This window comes from Streptomyces thermoalcalitolerans (assembly GCF_039525155.1).
GTDB lineage: Bacteria > Actinomycetota > Actinomycetes > Streptomycetales > Streptomycetaceae > Streptomyces > Streptomyces thermovulgaris.
Genome location: NZ_BAAAHG010000005.1, coordinates 137,869 through 151,128, shown reverse-complemented (window position 1 = coordinate 151,128; position 13,260 = coordinate 137,869). Strand labels below are relative to the sequence as shown.

Below are 13,260 nucleotides of genomic sequence, written 5' to 3'. Positions count from 1 at the left end.
AGCACGACACTGGCCGCGAGAAGCGGGCGGCCCCACGGCCACTTGGAGGCCACCGGAGAACCACCGGAGACCACCAAGGACCGCGCTCAGCCCACCCGGCTGAAACGAAACGCCGAAACGAAACCGCCCCGCAGCTACTCCACCGTCACCGACTTCGCCAGGTTCCGCGGCTGGTCCACCTCGTTGCCCCTCGCCGTCGCCAGCTCGCACGCGAACACCTGCAAGGGCACCGTCGCGACCAGCGGCTGCAGCAGCGTCGGCGTCGCCGGGATGCGGATGAGGTGGTCGGCGTACGGGACGACCGCCTCGTCACCCTCCTCCGCGATCACGATCGTGCGTGCGCCTCTCGCGCGGATCTCCTGGATGTTGGAGACGATCTTGTCGTGGAGGACGGACCGGCCGCGCGGCGACGGCACCACCACGACCACCGGCAGGTCCTCCTCGATCAGGGCGATCGGGCCGTGCTTGAGCTCACCGGCCGCGAAGCCCTCGGCGTGCATGTACGCCAGCTCCTTGAGCTTCAGGGCGCCTTCGAGGGCGACCGGATAGCCCACGTGCCGCCCCAGGAACAGCACCGTGTTCTTGTCGGCCAGCGAGCGGGCCAGCTTCCGTACCGGCTCCATCGTCTCCAGGACCCGCTCCACCGCTCCGCTGATCCGCGACAGGTCACGGATCACCGCCTGGACCTCGTCGCCCCACTTGGTGCCCCGCACCTGGCCCAGGTACAGCGCCACCAGATAGCAGGCCACCAGCTGCGTCAGGAACGCCTTCGTCGACGCGACCGCGATCTCCGGTCCCGCGTGCGTGTAGAGCACCGCGTCGGACTCACGGGGGATGGTCGAGCCGTTGGTGTTGCAGATGGCCAGCACCCTGGAGCCCTGCTCGCGGGCGTGACGCAGCGCCATCAGGGTGTCCATCGTCTCTCCCGACTGGGAGATGGCGATGACGAGGGTCTGCGCGTCCAGGATCGGGTCCCGGTAGCGGAATTCGCTCGCCAGTTCCACCTCGCACGGAATCCGCGTCCAGTGCTCGATGGCGTACTTGGCGATCAGGCCCGCGTGGAAGGCCGTGCCGCAGGCGACGATGACGATCTTGTCCATCTCGCGGAGTTCCGCGGCGCTGATCCGCACCTCGTCCAGCGTCAGGTTTCCGGCCTCGTCGATACGGCCCAGCAGGGTGTCGGCGACCGCCTTGGGCTGCTCGGCGATCTCCTTGAGCATGAAGTAGTCGTAGCCGCCCTTCTCGGCGGCGGCCATGTCCCAGTCGACGGTGTAGGAGTGCACCTCGGCGGGCCGGCCGTCGAACCCGGTGATCGTCACTCCGTCCCGGCGCAGCTCCACGACCTGGTCCTGTCCCAGCTCGATCGCCGAGCGCGTGTGGGCGATGAACGCGGCGACGTCGGAGGCGAGGAAGGCCTCGCCCTCGCCGACGCCCACGACCAGCGGGGAGTTGCGGCGGGCGCCCACGACGACGTCGGGTTCGTCGGCGTGCATGGCGACCAGGGTGAACGCGCCCTCCAGACGCCGGCACACCAGCCGCATGGCCTCCGCGAGGTCGGCGCAGGAGGAGAACTCCTCGGCCAGCAGATGCGCGACGACCTCGGTGTCGGTCTCGGAGGACAGCTCGTGTCCGCGTTCCTCCAACTCCGCCCGCAGCGCGGCGAAGTTCTCGATGATGCCGTTGTGGACGACGGCGACCCGTCCGGCGTTGTCGAGGTGGGGGTGGGCGTTGGCGTCCGTGGGAGCGCCGTGGGTGGCCCACCGGGTGTGGCCGATGCCCGTGGTACCGGTCGGCAGCGGCCGTTCCACGAGCTCCTTCTCCAGGTTGACCAGCTTTCCGGCCTTCTTCGCCGCCGCCAGCCCGCCATCGGCGAGCACGGCGACACCGGCCGAGTCGTAGCCCCGGTACTCCAGCCGCTTCAGTCCGGCCATCACGACCTCGAGCGCCGACTGCGCCCCCACGTATCCCACGATTCCGCACATGAGCGGCAGCCTACGGGCCGTCACCCGGCTCAAGTGGCGACTTCGTGCCCGAAATCGGAAATTCCTACCGGGGCAGGAAGCACCTGTCCATGCTCGCAGGATGTCCACCGGGCACCCACACGATGCCCACACCCACGGGCCGCCCGCCGGGGCGGAACACGCCCCGGCGAACGGCCGCCTTCCCGCCAGACACCCGCCCCCCGGCAGACGGCCACCCCCCGATGGACGACCAGCCCTCGGCAGACACCCGGCTCACTTCAACTTGGCAAGCTGGGCGTCGACGATTTCCGCGGGGAAGGCGAAGTCCTTGCCGCTGGCGCCCGAGGCGAGGTTGACGGCGGAGAAGTAGGCCAGGGTGGCGCCCTTGCGGACGACGACGCCCTTGACCGGGGCCTTGACGCCTTCGGCGTCCATCGTCTCGTTCACGGCCAGTGCCTCGTCGGCGCCCTGGGGCGCATCGGTGGTGGCAACCTTGACGATCTTGACCTTGTCGCTGTTCACGGCGTAGCCGAAGCCGCCGGAGCACGCCGCCGCGGCCTTGGTCAGGTCCTTCATCGCCTGCTCGGCGCCGCCGTCCTCGTAGGAGGCCAGCGTGACGATGACCTTCGTCCGGTCCAGGGCGGCCAGCATGACCTCCTCGGGCTTCGCGCCGGCCTCGGGCTTCTGCACATCGCCCAGCCAGGACCGCTTCACGGTGGCCGACGGCTTGCCGACGTAGCTGCCGGCCTGAAGGTGGGCGAGCGGGTCGCAGGCCGGGTTGTCCGTCCGGACCTTGTCCTGTGCGATGTCCTCCGCCGCCGGGACCTTGGTGGTGACCTTGCCGCTCTTGACGTCCGCCTGGGTGAGTGCGGCCTTCTCCAGCTCGCCGGCGGTCAGCGCCTTGGCGGGGGCCGCGGAGGGGGTCTTGCCGGCCTGGGCGGCCTTGTCGCCGCCGGCCTTGTCCGAGCTGTCACTGCCGCCGTCGGACGAACCGCCGCAGGCGGTGACGAGGAGGGCCAGAGCGGCAGCGGACGCGGCCAGAGCCGTACGACGGACCACGAGGGATCTCACAGGAGCTCTCTTCTCTCGGCGTAGGGACACCGGAGTTCTCTTCTCTCGGCGTAGGGACACCGGCGGGACACCCCGCACTGGTTCACCGCAGCCTATGCACAGCGTCCCCACAATTGATCATGAACTCTTCACCCGCTACCCGACCGTGACGCACACGTGATCTTCGCTCCACCACGTGACACAGCCCACTCCGCGCCCTGTTCAAACTCCGTTCACAATGAACTGTGTTTTCTCCGGTCTCCTCGATGCCCCGGAGCGCCCACCGGCCCCGGCCGGAGGCGACTCCCTACGTCGATCTCACCCGCGCCGAGTGGAGCGCGCTGCGCGACAAGACGCCGCTGCCGCTGTCCGCCGAGGAGGTCGAGCGGTTGCGCGGTCTGGGTGACGTCATCGACCTCGACGAGGTGCGGGACATCTACCTTCCTCTGTCGCGGCTGCTCAACCTCTACGTCGCCGCCACCAATGAGCTGCGCGGCGCGCTGAACACGTTTCTCGGCGAGCAGAGGTCCCAGTCCGGCACGCCTTTCGTCATCGGAGTGGCGGGGTCGGTCGCCGTCGGGAAGTCGACCGTGGCCCGGCTGCTGCAGGCGCTGCTGTCCCGCTGGCCGGAGCATCCACGGGTCGAACTGGTGACGACCGACGGGTTCCTGCTGCCGACACGGGAGCTCCAGGCGCGGGGGCTGATGTCGCGCAAGGGCTTCCCGGAGTCGTACGACCGCAGGGCCCTGACCCGGTTCGTCGCCGACATCAAGGCCGGCAAGGACGAGGTGACCGCCCCGGTCTACTCCCACCTCATCTACGACATCGTCCCCGGCGAGAAGCTGACCGTACGCCGCCCCGACATCCTCATCGTCGAAGGGCTGAACGTCCTGCAGCCCGCCCTGCCCGGCAAGGACGGCCGCACCCGGGTCGCACTCGCCGACTACTTCGACTTCAGCGTGTACGTCGACGCGCGCACCGAGGACATCGAGCGGTGGTACCTGAACCGGTTCCGCAAGCTGCGCCAGACGGCCTTCCAGGACCCGTCCTCGTACTTCCGCACGTACACGCAGGTGTCCGAGGAGGAGGCCCTCGAGTACGCCCGCACCATCTGGCGGACCATCAACAAGCCGAATCTCGAGGAGAACATAGCGCCCACCCGCGGCCGGGCCACGCTCGTGCTGCGCAAGGGCCCGGACCACAAGGTGCAGCGGCTGAGCCTGCGCAAGCTGTGACGTCGGCGACGCCCATGACGTCCATGACGTCCATGACGTCCATGACGTCCATGACGTCCATGACGTCCATGGTGCCCATCACACCCGCGGCGTCCTGACGTCCATGACGTCCATGGCCTCCGCGACCCGCAACCCGGCCGGTGACGAAACTCCTCGACAGGCTGTCGACGAGTGATCGACGGGTGGTCAACGGGCTGCGGGAACAGGAACCGACGACCCGACTCAGCCTTCCGGCTCAGCCCCCTGACTCAGCCTTTCAGCTCAGCCTCCGGCTCAGCCCAGGGCCGACTTCACCGCGTCCGCCAGGCGGCTCGCCACCGTGCGCGCCTGGTCGATGTCCGCGGCCTCGACCATGACCCGGACCAGCGGCTCGGTTCCGGACGGACGCAGCAGCACCCGCCCGGTCTCCCCCAGTTCCTGCTCCGCCTCGGTGATCGCGGCCGCCAGCTCGGCCGAGGTCTTCACCCGGGTCTTGTCCACGTCCGGGACATTGATGAGGACCTGCGGCAGGCGCTCCATCACGGAGGCCAGGTCCCGCAGCGTACGGCCGGTCTCGGCGACCCGGGCGGCCAGCATCAGGCCGGTCAGCGTGCCGTCGCCGGTGGTCGCGTGGTCGAGGATGATGACGTGGCCGGACTGCTCGCCGCCGAGGGCGTAGCCCTTGTCCTTCATCTCCTCCAGGACGTACCGGTCGCCCACGGAGGTCCGCACGAGGTGGATGCCCTCGCGCTCCATGGCCAGCTTGAAGCCCAGGTTCGACATCACGGTCGCGACGACGGTGTCACGGCGCAGCGTGGACCGCTCCCGCATCGCCAGCGCGAGAATCGACAGGATCTGGTCGCCGTCGACCTCCTCGCCGGTGTGGTCCACGGCCAGGCAGCGGTCGGCGTCGCCGTCGTGCGCGATGCCGAGGTCGGCGCCGTGCTCGACCACGGCCGCTTTGAGCTTCTCGAGGTGGGTCGAGCCGTAGCCGTCGTTGATGTTGAGGCCGTCCGGCTGCGCGCCGATGGTGATGACCTCGGCACCGGCCCGCCGGAAGGCCTCCGGCGAGACCTCGAAGGCGGCGCCGTGCGCCTCGTCGAGGACGATCTTGAGGCCGTCGAGCCGGTTCGGCAGGGCGTCGACGAGATGGGTGACGTACTTGTCGAAACCTTCGTCGTAGTCGCGTACCCGGCCCACACCCGCGCCCGTGGGACGGTCCCAGGGCTCGCCGGTGCGGTGCTCCTCGTAGACCGCCTCGATACGGTCCTCCAGCTCATCGGGGAGCTTGTGGCCGCCGCGGGCGAAGAATTTGATGCCGTTGTCCGGCATGGCGTTGTGGCTGGCCGACAGCATCACGCCCAGGTCGGCGTCGAGTGCGCCGGTGAGGTACGCCACCGCCGGCGTCGGCAGGACGCCGACCCGCAGGACGTCCACGCCCGCGCTCGCCAGACCGGCGACCACGGCGGCCTCCAGGAACTCCCCGGACGCGCGCGGGTCCCGCCCCACCACCGCGGTCGGCCTGTGGCCCTCGAAGGTGCCCGCCTCGGCCAGTACGTGCGCCGCGGCGACGGAGAGCCCGAGTGCCAGCTCGGCGGTCAGGTCCGCGTTGGCAACACCCCGCACGCCGTCCGTGCCGAAGAGTCGTCCCACTTGTCCTCCTGGAGAAGCATCACTTCGAAAAGATGCTGGATTATGGCATTCGACGACCCGGGCATTCGATCGCACCAGCCTTTGAACAGCTTGTGCCGTTATACGTCCAAGTTCTGTGATATACGAACGCCCCGGAGCACAGGGGCGTGCCGCCGGGGCGTTCGGAGTACCTGCAAGGGCGCTGCCGAAATCAGCGCTTGCTGTACTGCGGGGCCTTACGGGCCTTCTTCAGACCGGCCTTCTTGCGCTCGACCGCACGGGCGTCGCGGCGGAGGAAGCCGGCCTTCTTCAGCGGGCCACGGTTGTTGTCGACGTCGGCCTCGTTCAGGGCACGGGCGACACCGAGACGGAGAGCACCGGCCTGGCCGGAGACACCACCGCCGGAGATACGGGCGATGACGTCGTAGCGGCCCTCGAGCTCCAGCACCTTGAAGGGCTCGTTGACCTGCTGCTGGTGCACCTTGTTCGGGAAGTAGTCCTCGAGGGTGCGACCGTTGATCTTCCACTTGCCGGTGCCCGGAACGATCCGGACGCGGGCAATGGCGGTCTTGCGGCGGCCCAGCCCGGCGGCCGGCTGCGGCTCGCCGAAGCGGGAGGCCAGGGACTCCGAGGTGTACTCGCCCTCGACGGGGTACTCGGACTCGGTGGTGTAGCTGTCGATGTCAAGCTCTTCGAGCGGCTGCTCGGCAGTGGTCTCGGCCACGATTCTCCTCAGATTCTCTTTCGTCTTAGGGGCTGGCCGGACTTACTGCGCGACCTGGGTGATCTCGAACGGCACCGGCTTCTGCGCGGCGTGCGGGTGCTGGTCACCCCTGTAGACCTTCAGCTTCGAGAGCATCTGACGGCCAAGGGAGTTCTTGGGGAGCATGCCCTTGACGGCCTTCTCGACGGCCTTCTCCGGGTTCTTCTCAAGCAGCTCGTCATAGCGGACCGAGCGCAGACCACCCGGGTAACCGGAGTGGCGGTACGCCAGCTTCTGGGTCCGCTTGTTGCCGGAAAGGTGCACCTTGTCGGCGTTGATGATGATGACGAAGTCACCGGTGTCGACATGCGGTGCGTAAATCGGCTTGTGCTTGCCCCGCAGAAGGGTGGCGGCGGTGGACGCCAGACGGCCCAGGACAACATCCTGAGCGTCAATGACATGCCACTGGCGCGTGATGTCGCCGGGCTTGGGGCTGTACGTACGCACGGTTCGTAGCCTTCGCTTCTTCAGTGAATGGTCCTGACAAGGTCACCGAAGACGATCACGACAGCCTTGACCGCACCGCGGCGACGCAAAACCGCGTGCTGGTCGCTGGTCATCGGCCCGGTGGACCGGTGTAAGGGCCCGTCCCGTGAGAATGAGCAAGCCAATACACAACGAAACCGCAGAATACCCGCGGCGCCCTCCGAGGGTCAAAACGGGGGCGGCGGCGCGAATACTGCGTGTTCCTCGTCCAGTGTACGCCCCTCACCAGGTGCCTCCGTCCCGCCCCGCGGTCACCCACCGCGACCTTCTGTCTCCTCACTGTTCCCTCAACTGCCCCAACTGTCCCCCACCCAACTGCCCCAACCGTCCCCCTGACCGCCCCCCCTAACTGCTCCCCGCTGCTCCTCGCCGTCCGGCGCGCGCGGACCACGCCCGGACGGACTCCCGGCCTCTCCTCGGCGGGCCCCGCACGGGGATGCGCCGCTTTGTACCGGCCTGTACGGAAGGCCGTCCCAGGCCCTTGAACAAGGGCACCGGCGCTTCCCTGACCCGGGTCTAAGATGCGGCCCATGAGTTATGGGCAGGGGGGATCGCAGTCCCAGTGGGATCCCTGGAAACCGAATTCTCAGCAGTCGTGGAACAGCGGGAGTGACAGCCGGACTCCGGACTGGGCCGCGCTCGCCGAGGCCTCGGAGACACGGCACAAGAGGCGCCGGATGCTGCTCATCGGCGGTGGTGCGGTGGCCACCGTCGGAATCGCCACGGCCGTCGCCATGAGCATGGCGTCGAGCAGCAGCGACAACGCCCTGGGCCGGCCGTCCACTCAGCTTCCCGCCCTGCCGAGCGACTCCGTCGTCATTCCTTCCTTCGCCCCCACCAGCGCCCCGCCTCCGCTGGATCCGAAGGAGTTCATATCCGACGCGAAGAAGGACAAGGCTCCGCTCGATGTGAACGCGCTCTTCCCGGGCACCCAGCTGACCATGGGCAAGAACGTGTACAAGAAGGGCCCGACGGACGACACCAAGAACTGCGCCACCGCCGCTCAGGGCACGCTGCCCAAGGTCCTCACCGACAACGGCTGCACCCGTGTGCTGCGCGTCACCTACAGCAAGGACGGCCTCGCGGTGACCGTCGGTGTCGCCGTCTTCGACACCGCCGCACAGGCGGCCAAGGCCAAGGGCGCGGCCGACAGGAAGAGCATCGTCAAGCCGCTGCCCGGCGGTGACGTCAAGGCCTTCTGCAACGGCGCGGTCTGCCGTTCCACGACCAACTCCCTGGGCCGCTACGCCTACTTCACTCTCACCGGCTTCACCAACGGCAAGGACGTCACCACCGAGGACACCAAGGCCTTCCAGGCCGGGGACGACCTCGCCCAGTTCACGTTCCAGCAGATCCTCCGCCGCGGCGAGACCCAGGCCTCGGCGGCGGCCACCCAGTAGCGGTTCCCGGAAGACCGGTCGCCTCGTGGTCCGGCCGCTCCAGCCGGCCGGCCACCCGGTGGACCGTCGCCGCCCCGGCCGTCCCGCGCCCCGGCTCCTTCCCGCAGGCGGCATGTGCCGACACCGACCGAGAACAGTCGGCACCGGGAGCAGCCGGCACCGGGAACGACCGGTGCCGGCGACGACGGGCCGTACGAGATCCCGGCCCCTCGGCCCGCCCCTCGGCCCTCCGGGGCATCCGTCTGCCGGCCCTCCGGGCACCGCCCGGTCTCAGCAGCAGCCCGTCCTCGGCAGCGACCGTTTGTTGCGCGCCTCGCGGCTCCGCGCGGCCAGCAGCTCGTCGGCCGGGTAGCCGACCTCCTCCAGGGTCAGCCCGTGCGGCCGTACGACATGCACGGCGGAGTCCCGTACCCCTGCGTCCAGAACCTTTCTGGGCCAGTCGGGCGGGCGGTGTCCGTCCCCCACGAACAGCAGGGCCCCGATGAGCGAACGCACCATGTTGTGGCAGAAGGCGTCGGCCCGGACGGTGGCGGTGATGATCCCGTCGTCCCCGCGTCGGAGGCTCAGCTCCTGAAGGGTGCGGATCGTGGTCGCGCCCTCGCGTTTCTTGCAGTACGCGGCGAAGTCGTGCTCGCCCAGGAGCCGCTGGGCGGCCTCGTTCATGGCGTCGACGTCGAGCGGCCGGTCGTGCCACAGCACATGGTTGCGCAGCAGCGGATCGACACCGCCGGGGTTGTCGGTGACCCGGTAGGCGTAGCGGCGCCAGAGGGCGGAGAAACGGGCGTTGAAGCCGCTGGGCGCGGGGCGCAGGGCCCAGACGCGCACATCCCGGGGCAGCCGCCCGGCGAGCCGTTTCAGCAGCTTCTCGTGGTGCTCGCGCCACACCTGCTCGGGCAGATCCACGTGGGCCACCTGGCCCCGCGCGTGCACCCCGGCGTCGGTGCGCCCGGCCACGGTCAGCTCGTACGTCTCCGTCGACCGCGTGACCGTGCGCAGCGCGTCCTCGATCTCTCCCTGCACGGTCCGCCGGCCGCCGGCCTGCTTGGCCCAGCCGTGGAAGTCGGTGCCGTCGTAGGAGAGGTCCAGACGGATGCGGAGACAACCGGGTTGTACTTCGTCACTCACGTACAGATCTTCTCAGGTGCGGGAAGACAAGGAAGCGGGCCCGCCCCGCAGGGGACGGGCCCGCTCCGGCACGAGGATGACGTGCCTCAGGCGTCCTTGGACTCCTCGTCCTTCGACTCCTCGGCCTTGGCGTCCTCAGCCTTGGTCTCCTCGGCCTTGGTCTCCTCAGCCTTGGCGTCCTCGGCCTTGGTCTCCTCAGCCTTGGTCTCCTCGGCCTTGGCCTGGGCCTCCTTGGCCGCACGCTTGGTGGCGGCCTCGGCCTCACCCACGGCCTCCTGCTGCACCGTCAGTGCCTCGACCAGCTCGATGACGGCCATGGGCGCGTTGTCGCCACGGCGGTTGCCGATCTTGGTGATACGGGTGTAGCCACCCGGACGGTTCTTGTACCGCGGGCCGATCTCGGTGAAGAGCGTGTGGACGACGCTCTTGTCCGTGATCACCTGAAGCACCTGGCGGCGGTTGTGCAGGTCGCCCTTCTTCGCCTTGGTGATCAGACGCTCGGCGTACGGGCGCAGGCGACGGGCCTTCGCCTCGGTGGTGGTGATGCGGCCGTGCTCGAACAGCGACCTCGCGAGGTTCGCGAGCAGCAGCCTCTCGTGCGCGGCGCTGCCACCCAGACGGGGACCCTTGGCGGGCTTCGGCATGGTTCTTCTCCTGTGTGTCTGCCCCGGCCGTATCAGGTACCGGAGTCAGTATCCGAGCAGGCGGTTGCCTGTCGGAGATCCGGGAGCGGCCCGAGGGGGACGCTCCCGGAAGAAGTGCGGGCCTTCGTCGGCACGCGGCCGTGCCGCGGGGCGCGACCCGGCCGACCGGCCCGCGGATACAGTACGGCCTCCTCGCGGAGTGCTCAGTACTGCTCGGTCTCCACGAATCCGGAATCGGCGTCGTCGTCCGTGCCGAACGCGTCCGCCGCGGCGGTCGGGTCGAAGCCGGGGGGCGAGTCCTTGAGCGTCAGCCCCATGTTCGCCAGCTTCGTCTTGACCTCGTCGATGGACTTCGCACCGAAGTTGCGGATGTCCAGCAGGTCCGCCTCGGAACGCGCGACCAGCTCACCCACGGTGTGGATGCCCTCACGCTTGAGGCAGTTGTACGACCGGACGGTGAGCTCGAGCTCCTCGATCGGCAGGGCGAGGTCGGCGGCGAGCGCGGCGTCCGTCGGGGACGGACCCATGTCGATGCCCTCGGCGTCGACGTTCAGCTCGCGGGCGAGGCCGAACAGCTCGACCAGCGTCTTGCCGGCGGAGGCCATGGCGTCCCGCGGACGCATCGCCGGCTTGGTCTCGACGTCGACGATCAGCTTGTCGAAGTCGGTGCGCTGCTCGACACGCGTGGCCTCGACCTTGTACGTGACCTTCAGCACCGGCGAGTAGATCGAGTCGACCGGGATGCGGCCGATCTCCTGACCCACCTGCTTGTTCTGCACGGCGGAGACGTAGCCGCGACCGCGCTCGACGGTCAGCTCCATCTCCAGCTTGCCCTTGCTGTTGAGCGTGGCGAGGACGAGGTCGGGGTTGTGCACCTCGACACCGGCCGGCGGCGCGATGTCCCCGGCGGTGACCAGACCCGGGCCCTGCTTGCGCAGGTACATCACAACAGGCTCGTCGTGCTCGGAGGAGACGACCAGCTGCTTGATGTTGAGGATCAGGTCGGTGACGTCCTCCTTGACGCCCGGCACGGTGGTGAACTCGTGCAGAACGCCGTCGATACGGATGGACGTGACCGCCGCACCCGGAATCGAGGAGAGGAGCGTACGACGCAGAGAGTTGCCGAGGGTGTAACCGAAGCCCGGCTCCAGCGGCTCGATCACGAACCGCGAGCGGAACTCGTCGACGACCTCTTCGGTCAACGAGGGTCGCTGAGCAATCAGCATGTGTGGATCAGATCCTTCAGTCGGGGGCGCCCGCTATATGACGCCCGACCGGTCCGCACCGGACAAAGTGCGGTACTGCAAGGGTACGGGCGGTACGACCCGAATGCGGACCGTACCGCCCGGACACCTGCCGCCGGGAAGCGGCGCGCACGCGTCAGACGCGGCGGCGCTTCGGCGGACGGCAGCCGTTGTGGGGGGTCGGCGTGACGTCCTGGATGGAGCCGACCTCGAGACCGGTCGCCTGAAGCGAACGGATGGCGGTCTCACGGCCGGAGCCCGGACCCTTGACGAACACGTCGACCTTGCGCATGCCGTGCTCCTGGGCGCGGCGGGCGGCCGACTCGGCGGCCATCTGCGCGGCGAACGGCGTGGACTTCCTCGAGCCCTTGAAGCCGACGTGGCCGGCGGAGGCCCAGGAGATCACGTTGCCGGACGGGTCGGTGATCGAAACGATGGTGTTGTTGAACGTGCTCTTGATGTGGGCGTGGCCGTGAACGACGTTCTTCTTTTCCTTGCGGCGCACCTTCTTGGCAGCGCCCTGACGTCCCTTGGGGGGCATGGATGAGACTCCTGTGGGAGGTGGTCGGTCCTACAGCGAAGACCGCTGGACGACGAGTGCCGCTGCGGACTACTTCTTGCCCGGCTTCTTCTTGCCGGCGATGGCGCGACGCGGACCCTTGCGAGTACGGGCGTTGGTGCTGGTGCGCTGGCCGCGGACGGGCAGACCGCGGCGGTGCCGCAGACCCTGGTAGCAGCCGATCTCGACCTTGCGGCGGATGTCGGCCTGGATCTCGCGGCGGAGATCACCTTCGGTCTTGATGTTGTTGTCGACGTACTCGCGGATCGCGACGAGCTGCTCTTCGGTCAGGTCGCGGACACGGGTGTTCGGGTCGACGCCGGTAGCGGCCAGCGTCTGCTTGGAGAGGGTCCGGCCGATGCCGAACACGTAGGTGAGAGCGACCTCCACGCGCTTGTCGCGCGGGATGTCAACACCGGATACGCGTGCCATGCAATGGCTCCAGTTGATCTTCGGAGGTCTTCCGCAGAACCGGTCCCAGCCCGCCGTATCAGGTACGGACCGGGTCCCCGGCCTCCGAACCGGAGGTATCGAGCGGAGGGGTTCCGCTCGGGTCCTGCGTATGAACATGATTCAGCTCGCGTCGCGCGAATCCCTGCGATGGCGGTGCAGAGGGTGCGGTCGGTCGTGCGTCAGCCCTGGCGCTGCTTGTGGCGCGGGTTCTCGCAGATGACCATGACCCGACCGTGACGACGGATCACCCTGCACTTGTCGCAGATCTTCTTGACGCTCGGCTTGACCTTCATGGGATGAGGTTCTCCGGGTCAGTGCCACCATCCCGCCGGAGCGGAATGCGCACCCCGCGGGCGGGGTGCGGGCAGATCTACTTGTAGCGGTAGACGATCCGGCCACGCGTCAGGTCGTACGGAGACAGCTCCACCACGACCCGGTCGTCAGGGAGGATGCGGATGTAGTGCATGCGCATCTTGCCGCTGATGTGTGCCAGGACCTGGTGGCCGTTCTGGAGCTCGACCTTGAACATGGCGTTCGGCAGAGACTCGACGACAGTGCCCTCGATCTCGATGGCACCTTGCTTCTTGGCCACGCTTCGCCCTTCGAATCGACTACCCTGAGCGGCCCCGCCGCACCGCAGCTGCACGCAGACATGCGGATGCACAAGAGCCGACGAGTCAGTCTACGTCAGCGTTTCACAAAAGACGAATCGAGAGATCCTGCCCCACG

The 13,260-nt window shown here is 68.5% G+C and carries 14 protein-coding genes; 2 read left to right on the top strand and 12 right to left on the bottom strand.

Annotation, left to right across the window (positions count from 1 at the left end):
* Nucleotides 1-134: 134 nt before the first annotated feature.
* On the bottom strand, nt 135-1,982 hold the full coding sequence (glmS, locus tag ABD224_RS05605) for a glutamine--fructose-6-phosphate transaminase (isomerizing) (RefSeq protein ID WP_344047400.1): 1,848 nt from the start codon (nt 1,980-1,982) through the stop codon (nt 135-137).
* A gap of 252 nt (nt 1,983-2,234) precedes the next feature.
* The gene (locus tag ABD224_RS05600) at nt 2,235-3,032 is read right to left on the bottom strand and encodes a hypothetical protein (protein WP_344047398.1); all 798 of its coding nucleotides are present in this window, start codon (nt 3,030-3,032) and stop codon (nt 2,235-2,237) included.
* A 245-nt stretch (nt 3,033-3,277) separates the two neighbouring features.
* Between ABD224_RS05600 and coaA the strand changes: the two genes are divergently transcribed.
* Nucleotides 3,278-4,246: a type I pantothenate kinase gene (coaA, locus tag ABD224_RS05595; protein ID WP_344047396.1), complete on the top strand. Its 969-nt coding sequence runs from the start codon at nt 3,278-3,280 to the stop codon at nt 4,244-4,246.
* A 273-nt stretch (nt 4,247-4,519) separates the two neighbouring features.
* On the opposite strand, the gene glmM is transcribed toward coaA, so the two are convergent.
* From glmM to rplM, 3 genes are all read right to left on the bottom strand, one after another.
* Nucleotides 4,520-5,878, bottom strand: a complete 1,359-nt coding sequence (glmM, locus tag ABD224_RS05590) for a phosphoglucosamine mutase (protein ID WP_344047394.1) — start codon at nt 5,876-5,878, stop codon at nt 4,520-4,522.
* A gap of 190 nt (nt 5,879-6,068) precedes the next feature.
* Complete coding sequence (rpsI, locus tag ABD224_RS05585) at nt 6,069-6,581, bottom strand: 30S ribosomal protein S9 (protein ID WP_344047392.1); 513 nt, start codon at nt 6,579-6,581, stop codon at nt 6,069-6,071.
* A gap of 42 nt (nt 6,582-6,623) precedes the next feature.
* On the bottom strand, nt 6,624-7,067 hold the full coding sequence (gene rplM / locus ABD224_RS05580; protein ID WP_344047390.1) for a 50S ribosomal protein L13: 444 nt from the start codon (nt 7,065-7,067) through the stop codon (nt 6,624-6,626).
* Nucleotides 7,068-7,636: 569 nt separating this feature from the next.
* Between rplM and ABD224_RS05575 the strand changes: the two genes are divergently transcribed.
* Nucleotides 7,637-8,506, top strand: coding sequence for a hypothetical protein (locus ABD224_RS05575; RefSeq protein ID WP_344047388.1), 870 nt, complete (start codon nt 7,637-7,639; stop codon nt 8,504-8,506).
* 270 nt (nt 8,507-8,776) lie between these two features.
* Here ABD224_RS05575 and truA read toward each other — a convergent pair whose 3' ends face one another.
* The 7 genes from truA to infA form a co-directional block, all read right to left on the bottom strand.
* Nucleotides 8,777-9,631, bottom strand: coding sequence for a tRNA pseudouridine(38-40) synthase TruA (truA, locus tag ABD224_RS05570; protein ID WP_344047386.1), 855 nt, complete (start codon nt 9,629-9,631; stop codon nt 8,777-8,779).
* A gap of 86 nt (nt 9,632-9,717) precedes the next feature.
* Nucleotides 9,718-10,275 carry a 50S ribosomal protein L17 gene (gene rplQ / locus ABD224_RS05565; protein ID WP_344047384.1) on the bottom strand — a complete coding sequence of 186 codons (558 nt, stop codon included), beginning with the start codon at nt 10,273-10,275 and terminating at the stop codon, nt 9,718-9,720.
* Between the two features lie 203 nt (nt 10,276-10,478).
* Complete coding sequence (locus tag ABD224_RS05560) at nt 10,479-11,501, bottom strand: DNA-directed RNA polymerase subunit alpha (protein ID WP_067397079.1); 1,023 nt, start codon at nt 11,499-11,501, stop codon at nt 10,479-10,481.
* 154 nt (nt 11,502-11,655) lie between these two features.
* Complete coding sequence (gene rpsK / locus ABD224_RS05555; protein WP_344047381.1) at nt 11,656-12,060, bottom strand: 30S ribosomal protein S11; 405 nt, start codon at nt 12,058-12,060, stop codon at nt 11,656-11,658.
* A gap of 69 nt (nt 12,061-12,129) precedes the next feature.
* Complete coding sequence (rpsM, locus tag ABD224_RS05550; RefSeq protein ID WP_067397078.1) at nt 12,130-12,510, bottom strand: 30S ribosomal protein S13; 381 nt, start codon at nt 12,508-12,510, stop codon at nt 12,130-12,132.
* Nucleotides 12,511-12,710: 200 nt separating this feature from the next.
* Entirely contained in the window at nt 12,711-12,824 is a 114-nt protein-coding gene (gene rpmJ / locus ABD224_RS05545) for a 50S ribosomal protein L36 (RefSeq protein ID WP_003998809.1), read from the bottom strand.
* 77 nt (nt 12,825-12,901) lie between these two features.
* Nucleotides 12,902-13,123: a translation initiation factor IF-1 gene (infA, locus tag ABD224_RS05540; RefSeq protein WP_003948620.1), complete on the bottom strand. Its 222-nt coding sequence runs from the start codon at nt 13,121-13,123 to the stop codon at nt 12,902-12,904.
* Nucleotides 13,124-13,260: the final 137 nt, after the last annotated feature.